This is a genomic window from Salmonella sp. 3C (assembly GCF_025426275.1).
Lineage (GTDB): Bacteria > Pseudomonadota > Gammaproteobacteria > Enterobacterales > Enterobacteriaceae > Salmonella > Salmonella enterica.
In genome coordinates, this window is sequence record NZ_CP104858.1 from 4,688,273 (window position 1) to 4,709,140 (window position 20,868).

22 protein-coding genes, 2 tRNA genes and 2 pseudogenes are annotated in these 20,868 nt (G+C 40.9%); 14 read left to right on the plus strand and 12 right to left on the minus strand.

Features of this window, described 5'->3' with window-relative positions; all coding sequences use genetic code 11:
• The first annotated feature begins 41 nt into the window (after positions 1–41).
• Genes N7E69_RS22900 through N7E69_RS22925 form a run of 6 tightly spaced genes read left to right on the plus strand, consistent with a single transcriptional unit; the run spans position 42 to position 3,829 of the window.
• Complete coding sequence (locus N7E69_RS22900) at positions 42–779, plus strand: ead/Ea22-like family protein (RefSeq protein WP_001017850.1); 738 nt, start codon at positions 42–44, stop codon at positions 777–779.
• Positions 779–1,252, plus strand: a complete 474-nt coding sequence (locus N7E69_RS22905; protein WP_000082797.1) for a class I SAM-dependent methyltransferase — start codon at positions 779–781, stop codon at positions 1,250–1,252. Before N7E69_RS22900 ends, N7E69_RS22905 begins: the two co-directional genes overlap by 1 nt.
• A 3-nt stretch (positions 1,253–1,255) precedes the next feature.
• The gene (locus N7E69_RS22910) at positions 1,256–2,005 is read left to right on the plus strand and encodes a hypothetical protein (protein WP_000208093.1); all 750 of its coding nucleotides are present in this window, start codon (positions 1,256–1,258) and stop codon (positions 2,003–2,005) included.
• Positions 2,002–2,571 (plus strand): 3'-5' exonuclease, encoded by a 570-nt coding sequence (locus N7E69_RS22915; protein ID WP_001061369.1) that lies wholly within the window; start codon positions 2,002–2,004, stop codon positions 2,569–2,571. Before N7E69_RS22910 ends, N7E69_RS22915 begins: the two co-directional genes overlap by 4 nt.
• Positions 2,572–2,610: 39 nt before the next feature.
• Positions 2,611–2,838 (plus strand): DUF4224 domain-containing protein, encoded by a 228-nt coding sequence (locus tag N7E69_RS22920; RefSeq protein WP_031617346.1) that lies wholly within the window; start codon positions 2,611–2,613, stop codon positions 2,836–2,838.
• Position 2,839: 1 nt separating this feature from the next.
• A complete protein-coding gene (locus tag N7E69_RS22925; protein ID WP_000532847.1) occupies positions 2,840–3,829 on the plus strand; it encodes a tyrosine-type recombinase/integrase in 990 nt (329 codons plus the stop codon).
• A gap of 113 nt (positions 3,830–3,942) precedes the next feature.
• Here the strand turns inward: N7E69_RS22925 and N7E69_RS22930 are convergent.
• Positions 3,943–4,032 (minus strand) — tRNA-Ser (locus N7E69_RS22930).
• Positions 4,033–4,120: 88 nt separating this feature from the next.
• Here N7E69_RS22930 and mtfA point away from each other — a divergent pair.
• From mtfA to N7E69_RS22945, 3 genes are all read left to right on the plus strand, one after another.
• A complete protein-coding gene (gene mtfA, locus N7E69_RS22935) occupies positions 4,121–4,918 on the plus strand; it encodes a DgsA anti-repressor MtfA (protein WP_000598920.1) in 798 nt (265 codons plus the stop codon).
• A 100-nt stretch (positions 4,919–5,018) separates the two neighbouring features.
• Positions 5,019–5,094: transfer RNA gene (locus N7E69_RS22940), tRNA-Asn, on the plus strand.
• A 179-nt stretch (positions 5,095–5,273) separates the two neighbouring features.
• Entirely contained in the window at positions 5,274–6,548 is a 1,275-nt protein-coding gene (locus tag N7E69_RS22945) for a tyrosine-type recombinase/integrase (RefSeq protein WP_001675745.1), read from the plus strand.
• 71 nt (positions 6,549–6,619) lie between these two features.
• Here the strand turns inward: N7E69_RS22945 and N7E69_RS22950 are convergent, their stop codons facing one another.
• Positions 6,620–6,871 (minus strand): hypothetical protein, encoded by a 252-nt coding sequence (locus N7E69_RS22950; protein ID WP_000042271.1) that lies wholly within the window; start codon positions 6,869–6,871, stop codon positions 6,620–6,622.
• Between the two features lie 263 nt (positions 6,872–7,134).
• Between N7E69_RS22950 and N7E69_RS24625 the strand changes: the two are divergent.
• Positions 7,135–7,326 (plus strand): annotated as a pseudogene (locus N7E69_RS24625) (hypothetical protein); the annotation flags it as partial.
• 23 nt (positions 7,327–7,349) lie between these two features.
• On the opposite strand, the gene N7E69_RS22955 reads toward N7E69_RS24625, so the two are convergent.
• Together N7E69_RS22955 and N7E69_RS22960 are read right to left on the minus strand one after the other, a co-directional pair.
• Positions 7,350–7,847, minus strand: coding sequence for a hypothetical protein (locus N7E69_RS22955; protein WP_001084817.1), 498 nt, complete (start codon positions 7,845–7,847; stop codon positions 7,350–7,352).
• Positions 7,848–8,208: 361 nt separating this feature from the next.
• Positions 8,209–8,772 (minus strand): hypothetical protein, encoded by a 564-nt coding sequence (locus N7E69_RS22960; RefSeq protein WP_000072672.1) that lies wholly within the window; start codon positions 8,770–8,772, stop codon positions 8,209–8,211.
• Positions 8,773–9,182: 410 nt separating this feature from the next.
• Between N7E69_RS22960 and N7E69_RS22965 the strand changes: the two genes are divergently transcribed.
• Positions 9,183–10,064 (plus strand): toll/interleukin-1 receptor domain-containing protein, encoded by an 882-nt coding sequence (locus N7E69_RS22965; RefSeq protein ID WP_000028416.1) that lies wholly within the window; start codon positions 9,183–9,185, stop codon positions 10,062–10,064.
• A gap of 227 nt (positions 10,065–10,291) precedes the next feature.
• On the opposite strand, the pseudogene N7E69_RS22970 reads toward N7E69_RS22965, so the two are convergent.
• The 4 genes and pseudogenes from N7E69_RS22970 to N7E69_RS22985 form a co-directional block, all read right to left on the minus strand.
• Positions 10,292–10,636, minus strand: a pseudogene (locus N7E69_RS22970) (pilus assembly protein PilV); the annotation flags it as partial.
• Position 10,637: 1 nt separating this feature from the next.
• A complete protein-coding gene (locus tag N7E69_RS22975; protein WP_001127942.1) occupies positions 10,638–12,476 on the minus strand; it encodes a tail fiber protein in 1,839 nt (612 codons plus the stop codon).
• 15 nt (positions 12,477–12,491) lie between these two features.
• The gene (bfpA, locus tag N7E69_RS22980; RefSeq protein ID WP_000243507.1) at positions 12,492–13,049 is read right to left on the minus strand and encodes a type IV pilus major subunit protein BfpA; all 558 of its coding nucleotides are present in this window, start codon (positions 13,047–13,049) and stop codon (positions 12,492–12,494) included.
• 407 nt (positions 13,050–13,456) lie between these two features.
• On the minus strand, positions 13,457–13,762 hold the full coding sequence (locus tag N7E69_RS22985; RefSeq protein ID WP_000368357.1) for a conjugal transfer protein TraD: 306 nt from the start codon (positions 13,760–13,762) through the stop codon (positions 13,457–13,459).
• 636 nt (positions 13,763–14,398) lie between these two features.
• Here N7E69_RS22985 and mobQ point away from each other — a divergent pair.
• Entirely contained in the window at positions 14,399–15,919 is a 1,521-nt protein-coding gene (mobQ, locus tag N7E69_RS22990) for a MobQ family relaxase (RefSeq protein ID WP_000964102.1), read from the plus strand.
• A gap of 23 nt (positions 15,920–15,942) precedes the next feature.
• Here mobQ and N7E69_RS22995 read toward each other — a convergent pair whose 3' ends face one another.
• The 3 genes from N7E69_RS22995 to N7E69_RS23005 form a co-directional block, all read right to left on the minus strand.
• The gene (locus tag N7E69_RS22995) at positions 15,943–16,833 is read right to left on the minus strand and encodes a DUF2971 domain-containing protein (RefSeq protein ID WP_000972946.1); all 891 of its coding nucleotides are present in this window, start codon (positions 16,831–16,833) and stop codon (positions 15,943–15,945) included.
• A 185-nt stretch (positions 16,834–17,018) separates the two neighbouring features.
• The gene (locus tag N7E69_RS23000) at positions 17,019–17,282 is read right to left on the minus strand and encodes a hypothetical protein (protein WP_000430094.1); all 264 of its coding nucleotides are present in this window, start codon (positions 17,280–17,282) and stop codon (positions 17,019–17,021) included.
• A 10-nt stretch (positions 17,283–17,292) separates the two neighbouring features.
• Positions 17,293–17,823 (minus strand): lipoprotein, encoded by a 531-nt coding sequence (locus tag N7E69_RS23005; RefSeq protein WP_000722543.1) that lies wholly within the window; start codon positions 17,821–17,823, stop codon positions 17,293–17,295.
• A 434-nt stretch (positions 17,824–18,257) separates the two neighbouring features.
• On the opposite strand from N7E69_RS23005, the gene N7E69_RS23010 reads away from it, so the two are divergent.
• Entirely contained in the window at positions 18,258–18,731 is a 474-nt protein-coding gene (locus tag N7E69_RS23010; protein ID WP_000388421.1) for a DUF4755 domain-containing protein, read from the plus strand.
• A 32-nt stretch (positions 18,732–18,763) separates the two neighbouring features.
• Positions 18,764–19,141, plus strand: coding sequence for a hypothetical protein (locus N7E69_RS23015; protein ID WP_000734572.1), 378 nt, complete (start codon positions 18,764–18,766; stop codon positions 19,139–19,141).
• A 77-nt stretch (positions 19,142–19,218) separates the two neighbouring features.
• Here the strand turns inward: N7E69_RS23015 and N7E69_RS23020 are convergent, their stop codons facing one another.
• Complete coding sequence (locus tag N7E69_RS23020) at positions 19,219–20,829, minus strand: class I SAM-dependent methyltransferase (protein ID WP_108629065.1); 1,611 nt, start codon at positions 20,827–20,829, stop codon at positions 19,219–19,221.
• Between the last annotated feature and the right edge of the window lie 39 nt (positions 20,830–20,868).

Sequence of the window (20,868 nt, forward strand, 5' to 3'; positions counted from 1 at the left end):
AGATCAAGACGTTTGTGGGAGCGCGTTGAAGGCGGTGCAGCATGAACATCGACAAACAGGCGCTGCGTGAAGTGGCAACAGTAGCCACTCAGGGTGGATGGTACATTGATTACGATTTTGATGTATGCCACGAAAGCGGCGCGTTTCTAGCGGAGACGCACGGCGATAATCTGGCGCAAAACGCAAAATTCATCGCCGCCGCCAACCCCGCCACCATACTGGCGCTGCTGGATGAGCTGAAAGCTGAAACAAGATATCGCGAAGGTGCTTTTATCGCCTGTAATCGTTGGCACGATAAATTCAGAGAGGCAGATGACAAACTGGAAGCCGCAGAACGCCGTATAGCCGAAACAGATCAGCGCAACACTGAACTGACAGCGAGGATTGAGCCAATGGACCGCCGCATAGCAGAACTCGAACACAGCGAGACGCAGCTTATCAATGAGCGTGATAGTGCTGAATCTGCACTGGCCGATATGTACCAGGCCGCAACAGGAGAGCGTCCAGAATGGAGCAATATGTTTGGTTTCGCTGACGCCGTTGATGTGGTGGAAGAACGACTGGCGACGCTGGAGGCCAACCAAAGCCAAACCACGCCAACGGGAATTCAGCTCATCACAGAAGCCATAGGTGCGCACGGCTATATCGTTGGCTGCCTGTTGCAAGGTCGCCCTGATTTGGCGCTGGAAGAATCGAGAAAGTGGGTATCCGCTTTCGGTCAGGCGGCGGAAATAGTTAGTGCACAAGACGCCGATGACATCAAGGTTAAGGGGGAGTGATGTCACAGCAAACAATTTTGGACGTGTGTTGCGGCTCCCGTATGTTCTGGTTCAACAAACTCGATACCCGCGCAGTGTTCGCAGATATTCGGGCAGAAGAGCACACATTGTGTGACGGTCGCCGTCTGGTTATCAGTCCTGACCTCATTGCTGATTTTCGTGCGCTACCGTTCGCTGATGCCTCGTTTCCGGTCGTGGTGTTTGATCCGCCTCACCTGGAACGTATCGGCCAAACGGCCTGGATGGGCAAGAAGTACGGGAGACTCAACAAAAAAACATGGCGTTCTGACCTCCGTGCCGGGTTCAAAGAGGCGTTTCGGGTACTGCGGCCACACGGCGTACTCATATTTAAATGGAACGAAACGCAAATCCCTGTGAGCCAGATTCTGGCGCTGACGGACGCAAAACCAATTATTGGCCAGCGAACCGGGAAGAACGACAAAACCCACTGGATTATTTTTGTGAAGGGCTAACCCATGACCACTATCACCAATAACGAACTAACAGACGACGTTTTGGAATATGTCCTGGCGGTTGTTGAGGATCGCTACGAGAACCGAAAATCTAATGCAGGAGAAGACGACAGGATTATTTTGGCCCTGCGCGAACTACAGAAACGCCGCAAGGCTTCCAAAGAGCCTGTGCGATACCTGAATAAATTTTCCGGTGTGTGCGTGACGTTAGAGCAACAGCCAAACGCTTCTGATGATGTTGCCGTGTATATGCCGTTATATGCTGCCCCGCCAGTGCCGGTACAGGTAGATATTGAAATACTGGCGTCTGCGCTCAAGAACGCTCCGTTAGCACCGTCGGATAATCAGGGCAGACCGAGAGCGCCTGTGGTGCCGCCCGCCATTGATCCAGATTACAAGGTCATTAAAAGTATTCTGCCCACGACCAATCCTGATGAATATGCGTGCTGCATTGCTGATGACATGTGGAACGCCTGTCGTGCTGCCATACTTCAGGGTGGCCAACCTGTAAGTAATCGTGATGAGTTGAGCTCCCCAGTAATTCCGGATGGCTATGCGCTGGTGCCGATCGTTCCAACCGAGGACATGGTGATTAACGGCTTCGAGTCTGAGCCAGATCCACATTTCAGCGACGAAAAAGTGTGGGCGGAATACGAAGCGTTAAGCGGGTGTCGACGGGCTGCACGACGGGCTGAGTTGTGCTGGGCGGCGATGATTAAAGCAGCACCAAAACCGGAGATAAATAACGAATGAACAACTTAATGGTCGACCTTGAGACTATGGGCAAAAAGCCTAACGCGCCGATCGTATCAATTGGGGGAGTATTCTTCGATCCTAAAAAAGGAGATCTGGGGCCGGAGTTCCATAAGACGATTAACCTTGAAAGCGCAATGGAACAGGGTGCCGTTCCTGATGGCGATACCATTCTGTGGTGGCTGAGGCAAAGTCCGGAGGCACGAGCGGCTATTTGCGCTGATGCAGCATCTGTCACGACCGCGCTTATTGAGTTCAATGACTTTATTACCTGTCACGCCGACGATTTGAAATACCTGAAGGTATGGGGTAACGGTGCCAATTTCGATAACGTTATCCTGCGTGGCGCTTTCGAACGTTCCAGCCTCCCCTGCCTGTGGAATTACTGGAACGATCACGACGTCCGCACGATGGTTACTTTGGGTCGCGCTGTCGGCTTCGATCCCAAACGTGACATGCCGTTCGAAGGCGATATGCACAACGCGCTGGCTGATGCCAGGCATCAGGCGAAATACGTTTCAGCTATCTGGCAGAAACTGCTCCCGCCCACCAGCAACAATATCTGATTTAAACCGGGTGCAGCCGGTTAGATGGAGAAGCAACTCATGAGCGATCGCTTCCTGACTGAGGAGGAACTGGAAGATGCTACAGGAGCAAGCCAGAAGCCACTCCAGAAAGAAGTATTAACGCTGAACGGTATTTATTTTATAGAACGCCGGGACGGTTCAATCAGAACAACCTGGTATCATATAAATCACCCAGTTTCGCGCCTTCTTCCACCAGCAGGGTATCAGCCTGTACCAGGCATGAATTTTGACGCTATAGAGAGTTAACATGGGTCGCAAACGTGCGCCCGGTAATGAGTGGATGCCAAAGGGTGTATTCTTTCGCCCTTCTGGTTACTACTGGAAACCGGGAGGATCAACAGAAAATATAGCTCCAGCTGATGCAACTAAAGCTGAGGTCTGGGTGGCTTACGAAAAAAAAGTTGAGGGTAGAAAAAACAGAATTACATTCACACAATTATGGCGAAAATTTCTTGCCAGTGCCGATTATGCTGATCTGGCCCCAAGAACGCAGAAAGATTATCTGGCACATGAGAAATATATACTTGCCGTATTTGGTGATGCCGAAGCTAAAGCAATAAAGCCAGAACATATCCGGCGTTATATGGATGCCCGTGGGCAAAAAAGCCGTGTCCAGGCGAATCATGAACACAGCTCTATGTCGCGCGTATTTCGTTGGAGTTATCAACGTGGTTATGTTCCTGGTAATCCTTGCGTTGGTGTGGATAAGTTTCCTAAGCCTCAACGCGATCGATATATTACCGATGAAGAGTACAGAGCGATATATAATAACGCAACGCCAGCCGTCAGGGCTGCAATGGAAATAGCTTATTTATGTGCTGCCAGAGTTTCTGATGTATTGAAAATGAACTGGAATCAAATACTGGAGAAAGGAATTTTTATTCAGCAAGGAAAAACCGGAGTTAAACAAATTAAATCCTGGACAGATCGCTTACGTGATGCCGTTGAAATATGTCGTGAATGGGGAGAGGAAGGCCCTGTTATCAGGACTATGTATGGCGAGCGTTATTCTTATAAAGGATTTAACGAGGCGTGGAGAAAGGCGCGAAAGGCTGCGGGGGATGATCTGGGACGTCCTCTTGACTGCACTTTCCACGATCTAAAGGCAAAGGGGATTTCAGACTATGAGGGAACGGCGAAAGACAAGCAGAAGTACAGTGGCCACAAAACCGAATCCCAGGTTCTGGTTTACGATCGCAAGGTGAAAATGAGCCCAACCCTGGACAGGAAGCGTTGAGCTTTTCGATGTGCGCCAGTTAAAATTCTGGCGTTTTTTTCTCACCGAATTTTCTCATTTTTTCTCAACGTGATTTTCATCACTATAAGAAAATCACGTAAGTGCTTGAATAGTGGCGGAGAGAGAGGGATTCGAACCCTCGGCGGAGTTACCCCCGCAACGGTTTTCGAGACCGGTCCGTTCAGCCGCTCCGGCATCTCTCCGTATATTGCAATGATGCCAGGTAATTTGGCATTTTAACAGACCCTATTCGGGTAATTTTGTTCAAGTGACGAGTTTACGAGCAAAACGATGATTAAGTGGCCCTGGAAAGCACAAGAAATAACCCAGAACGAAGACTGGCCGTGGGATGATGCGCTGGCTATACCTCTTCTGGTAAACCTCACCGCGCAAGAACAGGCTCGGCTTATTGCGCTAGCCGAACGTTTTTTGCAGCAGAAAAGACTGGTAGCGCTACAGGGATTTGAGCTCGACTCGTTAAAAAGTGCACGTATTGCGTTAATTTTTTGCTTACCGATCCTGGAGCTCGGTATTGAGTGGCTTGATGGTTTTCATGAAGTGCTCATTTATCCCGCGCCCTTTGTGGTAGATGATGAATGGGAAGATGACATAGGTCTGGTGCATAGCCAGCGTGTCGTACAGTCGGGGCAAAGCTGGCAACAAGGGCCCATCATTCTGAACTGGCTGGATATCCAGGACTCGTTCGATGCTTCGGGTTTCAACCTCATTATTCATGAAGTCGCGCACAAACTGGATATGCGTAATGGCGATCGCGCCAGCGGCATCCCTTTCATCCCGTTACGCGATGTGGCTGGCTGGGAACACGATCTCCACGCGGCAATGAATAATATTCAGGATGAAATCGATCTTGTTGGCGAAAGCGCTGCCAGTATAGATGCCTATGCCGCCACCGACCCTGCAGAATGTTTTGCCGTGTTGTCAGAGTATTTTTTCAGCGCGCCAGAACTGTTTGCTCCACGTTTCCCGGCACTATGGCAGCGTTTTTGCCAGTTCTATCGCCAGGATCCTTCTCAGCGCTTACGGGTAAGCGCTGCCGAAGGCGACTACGGCGAGGAATCCGAACATTAATTCCTCACTTTGTGGGTTAATTAACCAATTGAATTGGCGCGTTAATTTTACTGTTGACACGTTATAGCCGGCCCAGTATTATGCGCCTCGTTGAAACAATTCCTCTGTAGTTCAGTCGGTAGAACGGCGGACTGTTAATCCGTATGTCACTGGTTCGAGTCCAGTCAGAGGAGCCAAATTTAGGGAAGCAGACGTTCAGTGACGTCTGCTTTCTGCATTTATATCAACTGGTTATGCCCTTCTTCAGGTTCACCCTCGTTCACTAAAAACCACTCGAAGCCATACCCTTTTGCTGGTAAAAATGCTGGTAAAGCTGGTTCGATTTGTGTTTTACCAGCACGCGGAGGGAACCGTCATGTCACTTACTGATACCAAAGTAAAAAATACCAGACCATCGGAAAAGGCCGTCAAGCTCACTGACGGGTTTGGCCTCTATCTGCTGGTGCATCCTAACGGTTCAAAATACTGGCAGTTAGGCTATCGCTTTGATGGCAAACAGAAGGTGTTTTCCATTGGGGTTTACCCTGCGGTTTCACTTGCCGATGCCAGACAACGCCGGGACGAGGCCAAAAGGCTGCTGGCTCAGGGGATTGACCCGAACGCTAAAAAACAGGCTGATGAAAAAGTCCTTCAGGAGAAGCGGGATAAAACCCGCTCGTTCCGTGTCGTCGCCAAAAGCTGGTTTGCCACCAAAACAAAATGGTCAGAAGATTACGCCGATACTGTCTGGAAGCGCCTTGAAACCTATGTCTTCCCGGATATAGGCGACAGAAACGTTTCAGAACTGGATACGGGTGATCTGCTTGTCCCGGTCAAAAAAGCGGAAACACTCGGCTACCTTGAAATTGCCATGCGGATTAAGCAATACATCACCGCGATCCTACGTCATGCCGTCCAGCAAAAGCTTATGCGTCATAATCCGGCCTATGATATGGAAGGCGCTGTCCAGAAACCAGAGACGGAACACCGCCCTGCACTGGAGCTGGAAGAGATCCCGCTACTGCTTGAACGTATTGATGCCTACAAAGGTCGTGGACTGACTACGCTAGCGATTAAACTCAATCTGCTGATCTTCATTCGTTCCAGCGAACTTCGTTTCGCCCGGTGGTCGGAAATCGACTTCAAAAGTAAGTTATGGGTGATCCCCGAACAGCGGGAAGCGATTGAAAACGTCAAGCACTCGACTCGTGGGGCTAAAATGAAACGTCAGCACTTCGTTCCCCTTTGCAGGCAGGCTCTCAAGATACTGAAAGAGATCCGCCAGCTTACCTATGAAGAAGGTAACGAAGCAGAATTAATTTTCACTGGCTGTTATGATTCATTCAAACCCATGAGTGAAAACACTATTAACAAGGCGCTACGTAAGATGGGCTATGACACCACACAGGACATCTGCGGTCATGGTTTCCGCACACTGGCGTGTAGTGCCTTAATTGAGTCTGGTCTATGGTCAGAAGATGCTGTAGAGCTTCAAATGAGCCATAAGGAAAGTAACAGCGTTCGCGCAGCCTATCCCCATAAGGCCAAGCATCTTGACCAACGCCGCCTGATGCTCCAGTGGTGGGCTGATTTTCTTGATGAGAATCGGTATGAGATGGTCAGGCCGTTTGAGTTTGCTCAGAAACAATAATCACCTTCCTACAAGCAAACAATCGCATTAAATCAAAAAATACAGGGAGGTTTTACTCTCCCTGTTACTTATCACTTACGCCCTTTGTTTGATTGTGCCAATACCGAAGCAGCAAGCTGCTTCGTTAATTCGCTAGAGCGTGGGTTATCAAGGGCCGATGATGCCTTATGTTCCATTTTGCCACTGGTCTGGTTTGACGTCCCACGTTGAGAAAGCGCGGAACCCGCAAGGCTTTTCTGGATGGCTGAGGCATTAGGATCAGTCAGCGTTTTTGCAGCAGTAGAAGCCACATTTTCAGAAGTCTGTTTTACATTTTTACTCATTAAACGCATCCCCAAAAGTCATGAACATCACTTATGTAGTGTCTTCATCAAAAAAATCACTATATGCAGTTATAACCATATTCTTTATAAGCTTTAATTCCACTAAAGACAACATCATTGCTGTATAAAATCACAGTATACGTGTAGTTAATTGATTTTATTTATAAAAATATTTTGTCTAACAGGAACAAGATACGCTAAAAGCTCATTGTCATCCTGAAATTGTTGCCTTCTGAAAATCAGTGGGGAGGCCGTGCTCATAATACGCGAGGAATATCATTGAACATGCGTTAGCTCACCAGTTAGAAGATAAGGCCAAAGCAGAGTATCAACATGGGACGCTATGGGCTAAGCATGTGGCATTGATGGATGATTGGACGGGGTATCGCACAAGTGGTATCCAATCTGTTTATCAATACAGTATTATATATTTACAACATGATTATCATGCTTAGGTAATTATTTTAAATAACGTGTCTTAATCGGCATTTATTGCATTATAGTCGTTATTTTCCAGTTCATCCATTGAAAATGTTTTTCTTTCGGAGTCTCGGAGACGTTTTAAACTATTTTCAAGAACACCGACTTTTTCTAGATATTTCTCTATGTCTTTAAATTTTGATTCCTTTATTATCTCATATATAGGGGATAATATCATGTTTTTCCTTACAACATCATCTTCTTTCATAGACCGATTATAAGCATTATTTACTCTCAATACAGTTTCCCTAAGATCATCTACAAAAATGAATATATTATTGAGATCATCATCTAATTTTTTTCGCTCTTCTAATAGTTCATTATTTCGCGCTTCTTGGTTTTTGACAATTATATCAAGCCGTTCAAGTTTTTCTTTTAACTCGCTCGTATTGTATTGAGATTCAGATTTTATTCTTTCAAGTTCTGCTTTATGTTTTGCTTCACCTTCAATCATATCTATTTCATGTTGACGTTCAATCACTCTAATAGAGTTCATACTTTTTACCCTACGAGAGTCCCTTTTGGAGGAAAGAGTACAGATAATATCTGTCCGACTTAAGATGGAAAAATTCTATCGCTCTTGATAAAAAAGGCATTATTATGGTTATGATTATACCGTAAACAATAGGTTGCCAAAAGTTAATGCCCTGCATTTGAACTATCGACGTCCTATACTCAATGTTCCCTTTTCCAAACATAATAAATAATATCTTATCCCAATTATCAATACAGAAGGCTGAAATAACATATACATATAATGGTGTCGTGAAACGCTCGATCAAGGAACTTTTTATGTTATTGAAAAATGATTCCTCTGATGTTTTCTCATTGCTCATATCAATCTTCTTATAGAAAAATTAGTTTAAAAAGGGACGAACGAAATACTCGTCAACTCTAAATTTATTATCTGTGAATGTATGAATGGCATCAATACCTTCATGACATTTCCCTATTAATTCTCTAAGTATATTTTGCCTTTCAGTTTCTGTGCTTTGACTTACTTCATCCACTACATTAATCAATGGAAAACTTAATTTATTCCTATAGATATTTTTAATTATTTCAAAAGACTCTGTAAAATCATCTCTGATCTTCCATCTATGGCGTTCAATAATATTGGAACTGATAGTTACAATTTCAATTTGTGTATTAGACAGTCTATTGGTAATTTTCTCCAACCGAGTTTCCAATATATCATTTGGAATTCTATTAGATGTCATTGATAACAAAACGATAACCAATTTATGCAAATCAATTCTATATTGAGGATACAGTTCAAATATCAATTTTTTTGCATCATTATATGCTTCCTCATCATTTTTACTTTTGAAATAGCTCTTAGCCTTAAAAGCGCCATAAATCGCAGAACCGGCGATCATCACATTAGATATAGTATTAATCCAATCTGTAGTATTACTCATTTCCCACCATATCGTATACATAAAACAATAATCGATTATACACATTTCTATACCTAATAATAAATATCAAATGACATTCATTTTAATGATATTAATGCAAATTTCATAATGAAGGGGAATGTATCCATTAAGAATATTGGAGCAAAAATGACCAACTAAACGCGTAAATTTATTGTCCACGCGCCAAGCAACAGTGGTCATTCCGGGCACGCCAAAAGACTAAGCACCTTTACCAGCGGAGCTAAATACTTCAATGATGGAGATCATGTTCAGGTGTTGAAGTATAGAGTTAGAACGGCCTGATAAGAAAGTCCTCTTTTATCGATATATTATTAGGTAAAATCAATCGCCTACAAGTACATAGATAGTGTAGTATACACCATATGTAAATATCTCAGGGAGTTAATCTGATGTCTATAAGCACCACAATGTCAAATATCAACAGAATACAAAAAGACATTGCTAGTCTACAAAAACAACTTTCTGATGAGCAGCGTAAAGAGGCCCAACTTTCAGGAAAAATCAATCAAATAAAGCGTAGCGTCACTAAGTCAACGTCTTTAAGCACATTGAATTCCAAAATGTCAGAGATCTCTCGTCATAAAAATGATATTTCAAGATGTAACTCTAAAAAAGCAGATATTAATAAAAAAATAACAGCAAAAACTGGAGACTTACACCGTTATCAATTACAACTCATTAAAGAGCAAGAGAATGACCAGAAAAAAAGAATTGCTGCACAGAAGAAACTTGAAAAAGAACAATTAGATTACCAGAAGAAAATCACACGAGAATTGAAATCGCAGAAAAGGGCAATATCTCCAAGCCATAAATTCAATCGTCCAGTCATCAACAAATCTGATGAGACAGAAGATATTACAGAGAGTTATGATGTTTTTATCTCTCATGCAACAGAAGATAAAGATAGTTTTGTCCGTCCCCTTGCTGAGTTGTTAAGAGCAAAAGGGATAAATGTATGGTATGACGAATTCTCTTTAGGCTGGGGTAAAAGTCTACGTAAGACAATCGATTATGGATTAGCAAATTCTCGGTTTGGAGTTGTTGTTTTATCTAAATCCTTTATCAAAAAGGACTGGACAGAGTATGAATTAAATGGTTTGACTGCTAGAGAGATGAGCGGTGAAAACCAAGTAATACTGCCTATCTGGCACGAAGTATCTAAATCTGATATTTTAAAATTCAGCCCTACACTAGTAGATAAAATGGCATTAAATACATCGATAAATACCATTGATGAAATTGCTGAACAGCTTGAATCATTATTGAAATGAAATAAATATTTAAGCGAAAGGGAACTCTCCATTGGAGAGAATACATATCACTTGGGAAAACTGAATCAACTCATTGAGCTGTAAACTACTCCCTATATATTAGACAATCAGATATATTATAAAAGTGAATATCTTTAAAAGACACTTATTAAATAATATGTTATTTATTAAAAGTTAAATTTTATTATAATGTTTAAACACAAACATTAATTCCTCAACAGTTAACATTATTGGCATGCATATAATCTTCTGTAATTACTATAAAAGTGATCATTCTTTCCACCACCACAACGTTGATCATCATATTGAGCAATTAACGTTCCTGATAAATAGCTGTATTTTGAGCTATATGCCGATCCCGGACAAGAACATCCCCTTGTATCGCTGTTTGGTATTACACACTTATAGCCCGATACTTGGTCTGTGATCGTGATATAAATACCTTTTAATCTATCACCACTTACTGTTTGCCACTTACCACTGACGCAGGATAAAACCTTACCCATACTGTCTCGGCCCACCAGACCATTAGGCGTACATTTCGCATTTAAAGTCGCCTGATCATTAAAATAGTCATTGTGCCTGAACGATATAATTCATGGCAACATTCTTAGGTCTTGTTTCATTACCTGCCCGAACGACTCTCGAAGCATCAAACGTATATTTCCTTACTTCATTGCTTTTATGACCTTCATCACCTTCACCTAACGCACCACTATCCGCGAAAGCGCCACTCACATATTTACCGATGTTTCCACTCTGTGATACATCAGCCGCCATATGACCTGTAATATTTTGAATCTGATCATCCTGATAAGAATTAATAACTCTTCCTGAGTCAAGTCCTCTTCCCGAATCCAGCCCTCGAATAAATACTCCTCTTAAATCAGGAAGTCTTCCTCTTGGATAGGCTTTTGCTAACTGAGGATATAGGGCAGTATTAAAAGATTGTCCCCTGCATATTAACCAACCTACAGGCGCTGTATTTGAAGGCCAAGGAACAGGTGAACCAACTGGCAGGTTACTGACAACAGACCATTTTCCATTAACGCAGGATAATATATTTCCCATGTTGTCTTTAGATATCAGGCCTATACTTGGACATGTCCCACCAGTTGTATTCGTCGATGTAGGTTGTAGAGTATGTCCCTGAATATTTCCAGATGCTGCAATACTACCAGTGCTTCCTGTCCCCGGAGTAATAGCAAAATCACCTTGGTTGGTTTGTTTCCCAAAAACCTGAAGCCTTGTTTCAGTACTGGTACCACCATTTCGCCAGATGGTTAGCGGCTTAACAGTATCTAATCTGAACTCATAATCGTTAGCATCTCCACCACCAATACTGAAACTATCACCACCACCGTTATGACCATTAAATTGTCCACCGGATGTGATACTTTTACCTGTATCTAATGTTCCACTAATCGTTCCATTACCAATCGTAGACAGTCCTCCACTAATTTTCAGCGTAGTGAGATCTGTTCGATTGCTTGCCATATGAATAGATAAGGTCTTATCCTTAGACATGGTTATTTCATAGTCGTTATTAACAGCATCGCCGCCAAAATGTATGGCATCACCATAACCATTATGCGCTATTATTTCTTGTGCTGCGATTATTTTCCCTGCGGAAGAAACATCCCCACCAAAGATCCCCGTTCCCGATGCGGTAATGTTCTTGGCATTATTAATATCGTTAGTGCCCATATTGAGATTTCCAGTCATAGGCAATGTTCCATCGCGACGCAAGTAAACAGAATACATAGAACTATCATAGCCCACACGGTAAACCAGTAATCCTGCTTTATTAATTGCCGGGTAATCAGTAGACTTTTCTGTCCACACTCCATTATATCCTGATGCCTGAGCAGGCGATTTCGTCATACCGCTATCAATACCTGCTGATTGCATCGATTTTCCTAACAGGTCGTATCGCGTTTTTCCACCTTCGACCCAAGGTATCGTCGTAGCAATCAAACCATTGATAACATAGTTTGGTGATACGCCTGATCGTTTTAACAGGATTTTATAAGAAGACTTTTGGGCATTAACTCCCGCATATGTAGAGGGCAAGAGACTTTCATTCACCAGCGTCTGGTAAGTGATTTCACAGCCATTAGCCGTACAGGTTCTTGGTCCCGGATCGCTACTTTGACTGCGTGAAGATGACAGTGTGGAAAGCTTATTATAGCGAATGCTAATATAACGGTTAACTGCTTCGCCAACCTGTTTCATTTGAAAGCCTACCGCCTGTGCCATTACTGCTTCCTGTTCTTTCCTCATGTCCTGAAACTTCATAAAACCAATAAGAGAACCTATACCTAAAACGATGGTGATCTCTAATAGAGTAAATCCTCTTTTCTTTATCATAATTATATCTCCCATCTGAAAATATGATCCAAAAAGGGGCATAAAGTGCCCCTTTAATTAAATAGACGTGAATACTAATGTATTACTTGTAGCGTTATTACATGCTGCGGCGGTAGCTGCTACATCAAGGGTACCATCTGCAGCTTTTACTACTTTAGAACCCACTTTAGCAGTGTAAAAATTGCCTGCCGCCGCTGTGGTTATTTTCACACATTCTGCTGCTGGCACGTTGTCATATGTGATAGTGAAAGAAGAACCTGCCGCAGATGACGGACCTGTAGCTGCCGCAGCCAGCGTCACGTTCCCTTTGAATGCGTTAATTGGTTTAGCTGCATTGCCTGTTCCACTTAACATATTATCAGGGAAGAATTTTGCCTGAACAGCTACGGTATTCGTTAGCCCAGTAAAGCTGGATGCTGATGTATAGAGTGCTTTGACACCTGCCTGTATGGTGGCAATATTATTACTTTCCGCTTGCGCTCTTTGTGAAGCCTGAACCTTGGGATACACAATAAAAGCCGCTACTACTAATGCGGCAATAATCCCCAGAACAAGTAATAATTCGAGTAATGAGAAACCTTTTTTGCTTTTTCTTTTACTATTTAATAAAACCATTATTATCTCCTTTATTTATTTTAATGATATCTCCTGTTATAACGCTTCTCTCATTTCTGGCAATAGATGGCGTAAGATATATTTAACTCTATCTGATAGACGGATGAATTGAAAAAGGCAAAGATCGCTCTTTGCCTTTTGGGAGATTTAAATACAACATTTATTATCACAGCGTTTGTCATTATCACCTTCCCATGAGATATATAATCATATCCGATGAAAAAGTAATAATGACGTTTACTACATAAAGATAAAAATTAACAGATTACTGGTCGAACAGAACGCATGATTGATTGAAAAGGAAAAAATATGTATTAATAAAGTATTATCCTGCGCTCTGTTCTTTTATATAGATAACAGATATTAATTAGATATCAACCCCTGTCATGAAATTTATTTAATATTTTTTATTTTTGTCTGCCATCCATTTGAGCAAGAAACCATCTCCCTGCTTTTATATATTTGACTCTTTCAATATCATTCAACTCAGATGCTGAAAGTAAAATCCCCATAACAAGTTCCTTATCCACCTGTTCGATACCACAATTCATAGCCTTGGCTACTTCTGCCCCAAGAATAATCTTAAGCCTTGTTTCAACTTTCTTTTGTTCTGATTTCTCCATTGACTTTAAACGGTTAAGTTCAAGTTGAGCAAATGCCACCTTTTGTTTTAATGTTTTTTCTGTTCTTGATCTTTTAGTTTCATTATCCATGATTATTACCTCTTATTGTTTATACGTATTTAATTATCACAAAGGTAAATAACGTCAAATTTACACCGTTTTGTCAGAAGGAATAGTTCTGGAGCATCCATAAATAAAATAGTGCAATACATGCGATAGTAATCACTAACACAAAACATCTGGCACTCTCCGCGTTACTTATTTTTGTACTTTTGTTATTTTATTTTCACCTATCAGCTTTAAACTCTATTTTTCAACCTCAACCTGTGAATTGTGCAACACATAACACTCTCCGTTTTATTAGCTTTTTTCTTCAATTTTAGCTATCCCGCCTTTCGGCGGGAACAATTAATACTTCTTTTGCCATTACGGGCCTTTTCTTTATTTTTTCCCTTCGGACGTGAAACCTACACCTTTAATCCAGTTCGTGTCGTTTAATTTAACGCATCATTTTACAACTATCAGTATATTTCGTATTAATTAACTAAGGGGGAGTTTTTACATTGGCTTATTTTTTAAAGACAATGCCCACCTATACACTGCTACGCAGTGTGTGGGGTCTACCGACGGTTGCCTGCCGCAGGCTAAAAGCAAAACCAACGTCAACCCCGAAGTTTTTCTTACGTAAAACTAACGGCAGCATTTATATTTGAGGTTAATTTATTAATGGCGATTTTTCATCTGGATTTTAAAATTGTGAAACGAAGCGAAGGCATGACTTCCGTTGCGAAGGCTGCCTACCATACCCGTACACGTATTACAGATGATCGCATCGGTGAAACATACGATTTCAGCCACAGAACAGATCTACATGGTCATATTATATTGGCACCTGTTTCCGCACCTGCTCATATTGTTGAAAGCTCCTCAGCATTGTGGAATGAAGTTGAAAGAGTGGAACGCCAGAACAACGGACAAACAGCGCGTTATTTTGATGTCGCTATCCCCGTAGAACTCAGCAATGATGACAAGAAAAAATTAGTTGCCGAATACTGCCAGAAAAACTTTGTCGATAAGGGGATGATTGCTGATATCGCATTTCATGATCTGGACAGTAAAAACCCACATGCTCACGTCATGTTAACCCTGAAAACCATTGGTCCAGAAGGCTTCGGCAAAAAAGACAGAAGCTGGAATGATAAGAAGATGGTTGTTCAGTGGCGTGAGTCGTGGGCCACGATGTCAAACAGCTACCTTGAGACCGCAGGCCGTGAAGAACGTATCGATCACCGTTCTCTCAGAACTCAATGTGCTGATGCCCTTGCCCAAGCAGAAGAAGCATTCAGCGCTGAAGAAAAAGCCTTCTGGCTTGCCAAAGCAACCGAAACAAACCGTCCAGCAATGCAACGAGTTCATCGTGCCAAGTGGAATAACACCGAGTCACAGGAACAGCGAGCTACAGAACAAGCTTTACGTGATCAGCAAATAGAGGAAGCGAAGAAGGTCTACAACACATTCAGTGAGCTACCACTGGAGATCGTGGTTGATGTCAGAAGCTTTACGATTACACATCTTGCTGAACCCGAAGAAATCGTTATCCCTGACTTCCCGGCTACAACTAAACAGCAACCTGTTATGACGACACACGCCACAAGCAGAAGACCAGCAACAAAATCTTACCGTAATCCCAATAAGGTCAGTAAAGTAAATGTATCAGGGAAGAAATCTCCCGTTCTGATTGTTCCTGAACCAACTGCATCCACTAAATTGAAAACCCCATCTATTCAAAACACCAGAGCGAAGAACCGCGCTCCGATGAGGAGTAGGAAACAGACCAAGCCCCGCCAGAATGGTTTGTTTAAACGTTTCACGCTACTGATAGTAGGATATATAAGAGAGAAATTTATATGGGCCAGAAGGAAACCCGATACCACTGATGCTGACCATGATAAGCGTATCGCAGAGAACTATGTCTATGATGAAGTGCTGGGTATCAATGTTCCACGCTCGGAGTTTGAAAAACGCGCTAAATTTAACAATGACCAGACATCACCAGAAGCAAGCATCTATGGCAATGAATCAGACCATGACAAAACCGTTCGTTTTCCAAGTCGTCCGAAAGATGTACAAACAGAGATTGATAAATACATAGATCTCATACCATCAAGCCCCTCAGAGTATTCAGGAAAGTCCCATGTTTCAAAGTTGAGACCACTGGCATATCGTAATAATAATTATAATGAATAGCAAAATAGAAAATACATTTTTATTTAAGCTCCATAACTGGCCTTTGATTTCAATATTTTTATGCTGTGTTCAAAACCATTATACTGCAAAAAGTTAACAATATCGCTTTCTTTAAATTTATTGTTTGGACCTAATATCAATTCTGAAACGGCATCTTTTGGGAAACCTAATTCGTAATATGATATAATTTGATTATTGGATATTCTATATTTCAGATCTTTAATTGATGATGATTCTGGGTATTCATATCTTCCTGTATCAAGAGTTTGATAAACTAATCGTACTTCTTTTTCCTCCTTAAATGCTGGGTTTTTAGTCGTGGTATTTAAGTGAATAATATTGGAAATTAATTCAAGGATGCATTTGTCGTAGCGGTTAAATTTTGATGTCGATATAATTTCATTCATATAGTATTTTTTTATGAATGAATATCTTGATAATATCCTTTCAGCTAAGCATTCAATTACGTTAATATCCATATAAGATATATCGCTAAGAGTTAGTCGGTGTTTAGGATCAAGGTTATTACCTATAATCCCATCATAGACATCGAGCTTTTCTCTGTCGAATCCGATGGATACACCAAAGCCATCTTTTGCATACGCACGCCATTGACTTAAAATATCCCCAGATTTAGATAGACAACAAGCAAATGGTGTTCCAATAGATATATTGTCATCCAAATGTGCTATAAACTGGTCAACGCAGTTAGCATCTAAGTTTTTATATAAATATTTTTTAAGTGTAGAGTAAAACCACTTTTTCTCCATGTAATCGTTCATATGATCCATAGAGCTTAGCCATAATCGCTGATTCTGAATAATACTGAAGAAAGATTCAGGGCTGCAATAATGATAGATTGTATTCATCTTATTCAAAGTCCTTTTATAAGAGACAATTTCTAAAATCATCATACCACACAATTTCATTACCAGCACATCTGTTTCTAATATCAGGGAGCAATTTGTCAGGTAAGATGCGAACCTGATTTATTAAGGTCTCAGCTCAAGGTCGATTAAGGGCACTCTATCCAATCCTCTTATATAGATATAAACCATACTCCTATAAATCAAGAATATGGTTTTTGTTTTATGCTTAATTACATTCTTCGCCTAAACACTACATTATCAGCAAAAATAACTTTGCCAGCAACAAACCCTACGATAGCAATTATCGGAAGGCTGATAGTAGCTCCTGCCATACCGATCAACGTCGATAAACCAAAAGTCAACAACAAAACAACAGCAGCATACCAGCCGGGATAAGTGCCACATAACACAGTCGCTAAGCAACCTGTGCAAACGTGAACCCCACGCTGGCTCTCTTTGAAACAGAACGGGCATTTGATGGTATTGTTTTCCATATTGGTTTCCTTAATTGGCTTTCCAGCCATTGCTGGTCTTAAAGAGATTCATTGCACCATCAGCAGGTTTATTCATTCCTTTAACACTGGCGAATGCCTTTTTGTCAATCCAGTTCGGAACGTCAACCAGCTTCCACGTATAAGACACACGAACTACTTTCTGATTACCGTTTCCCGGCTCAGTCCATTCCTTAATCTCGTCAACAGCACGACGACCAACACAGGCACCGTCTGTTGTGCTCCAGACTTTGGCTTTTTTGCCTTCCTCTGTTATCCCTAATACGTTCGAGTCATAGCCCTGTTCAAAAACCATCAGGCCCTGCTCAATAAAACCGTCGAGGATCACTGAATTCGTCCCTGTGCCAGTCGAATCAAGCCGTGGCTTGGCAAGACGGATCGGGAAGCTGGTGTTATTGTTATCCAGCGAGAAGCAGTATTTGTCCTGCCCAATCTTGGCATTGATCGCTTTCTCAAACTCACCTTTCTCACCACATCCCGCCAGCGCCAGAGCCGCGCCAGCAACGAGTAAAATCTTCTTCATCTGCTTATCCATCCTGATAATCAAAATTGCGTATATTTTTTGACCTAATCCGGTCAGGGCTAGAGTTGTTGCGGGATCCGGCTGATATCACATGGCAAAACCACCGCTTAACCAATTGATAGGATTCAATTCTTTTAGCGTCTCGTCATATCGTTTAAAACGATCAAAAACAATCTTATGATAGTTTTTAACTATCATAAATAGATATTCGATCGATAATAACAATTAATAACCGATCGATATCACACTTTCAATCGTTATAATCTATCAATAACTAATTATCGATCTTTTATATCGATCATAATTTCAAGTTCTGATAGCCTTGCAACGCCGAGACCGACGCCATGAGTTTGGTGCTGTAGGACGTATAAAACGAAGCAAAGCTCTGTGAGCGGGTTCAGTCTCTTTAACTCATTTACATGGAGGAAGTAAGAGTGGAAGCAACAGGTATCGTATTTTTAGTGGTGCTCTTCGTCATTATCATGACCGCAGCAGATATACAGAAGAAAAAGCACTACAACAGCTTTACGGAAGTTCTGGACGGCGACATTCTTTCGTATGAATGCCAGCAGACAGGTATTGTTATTGATACTCAAAAACATACTGTCCGTATTTTCAATAAAGATAAAGACAGCACATATACTTTTGATGAAATCCGGGAAATAAATTATACGCTTTCAGAGGGTGGTAAGTTTTACGGCAATGGAACATTACGAGGTATGAATAATGCGGCTATTGCTAACTGGAGAGAACAACTTTCAGCTAATAAACGGTCTGGTCTAAATATTTTAACCGATGATATTAAAAATCCCATGTGGAAAGTTAATGTTCCCCTGAAAAATAAAAGCACCTCAAATCACGAACTTTGCGAGCGGTGGATGCTGGTATTTAAAAAGTATGTTTTCTAACCTGTTACCTTTCATCTATTTATAGAACAAAAATGAAAAAATTATTATTTGCTATTTTTATCATACTTCCGCTTGGTGGCTGTACCGTTCATGGTAATAAATCTCTAACTGATGAAAATCATCAGACGGTTAAATTAAAAATCGTCAAGGGTAAAACTACCCAACGAGAAATTCTTGCTGCCTTTGGAGAACCTCAGACACGCGCTACGAATGATGGACAGGAGATGTGGAACTACTCAAGTATGACGGGAGAAAGCCAATTATCTAACTACATACCCGGCCTTGCTCTATTGACCAATAGCAGCACGGCACACATTAAATCACTGGATATCTGGTTTAAAGGTGATGTTGTGGAACGTTATAATTTTAGTCAGACAGCCAGTAAAGTTACACGAGGTATGATTGATTAGTGGTTTCATTTTATTTTTATGAAAACTAACTTCATGAGTAAGATCATTTCCCAAGGAAGTGATCTTACTCTATATGATTAGATTATATTCTTTCTAACACTCAATACTTTTTCAACATAATCAGTTTCGAATTTACTAACAGATGCAGTCCCATAAAAGAATTCATTATTATAAACCATTCGATGCTTAGCTACAGCATCAAGAATAAACCTAAAACTAAATTGCCTCTCGATATCCATCATCCCACTATAAAACATATCAAGTGAAGGCATCCAATCGTATAGGTAACGACATTCATCAAGCACCAACATATCCATATACATATTGGTGTCTTTTGCTTTGTATTTCCATCTCAGTGTTTTTTCCATATTTACATGATAAGGTACGGATAACTGTCTGAATAAAACCTCTTTAATTTGATGAAACAAAAAAAGATCACAAAATGGATAAACTTTTTGATACCAATTTATTTTATTGAGATTTCGCAGAGAATCACTATAGAAATTATTCTCTGTACGCCCTTCATTTAATAGAAAGTGCATATTAGAAATGTTTTTTATTAAATCATGAGCATTACCATTAGCACTCATTTGCGATAAAAAAGACTGAGCATAATCGTTAAAATCATCATCGCAATAAATATCTTGATAGTAATTCTTATCTTTATTATTGTATTTTTTATCTATTGATGCAATTGTCCAAAGGATTGGAAATAGCCCTGAATCAACTATAATATCCCCACCATTCCCATTACTATCAAAATGAAATAAATCATTTGCGCTTTTAGTTAGATCGTTGTAATTAGAAATTTTAAACATATTTTTATATAAAGAATGCGATGAGGTGAAATTATCATATGGAGAGATCACCGAAATCAGATCAACTAATAATCTCGTTATATACTGCCCATAGAAATCTTCAATTTCACATTCAACTTTTTTATGCCACTCATCAAGGCTATAACCTTCAGAAATTGCACCATCAGTACAGTTCCATTCAGGATTATTACTCTCCAGTGTTGATTTTGGATAGAGATAACTCGCAACTAAATTTACGATATTTTTATGTTCATTCGCGTTTTGTTCTTTTGACAGTAGACTTACATTTGTTATCATAACACCAAGAGGTGAAAGCGCATGATATTTTAATATTGATGTTATTGCCTTTAATGTTTTCTGACCAGCTTTCTTACTCGGCAATGGCCCACAGAAATCAAGATATATAAGATCAAATTTCTGCGGTGACACCTCAAAAAAATCCCCAACATTAGCTTTAATTAATTTTATAAACGGAAATTTTGAAGAAAGTGCTGAAATTACAGCCTCATTATATATTTTAGCATCACTTTCAAATGCCCAAATATTTTCTGGCAAAAGCCCCATATCAGTCATTTCAGTTAAATCATTTTCAGGGTTAGGCCCAGATAAATATGCGACTTTAATACTACGTGCAGTCCTATCCTGAATCACTGAATCATAGAATTCCTCCCACCGAATTATTGTTTCCTCCGATAACTCATCAACAATAAACGCACGTGGATCACTCTCGTCTTTCCTATAAAACGCTTTAACTTTTCGAATATAGTCTTTAGGAGCTAAAGTCGAGTCTTTTCTACACAAAGTAAGCGCCTCAATCGCAGCTTTTAAAACACTTTTACGAGCTATATTTTTATTTTCTTCTTTATACATTATTAAATTCCACTCTATGATTTAGCATTCACATTTTAG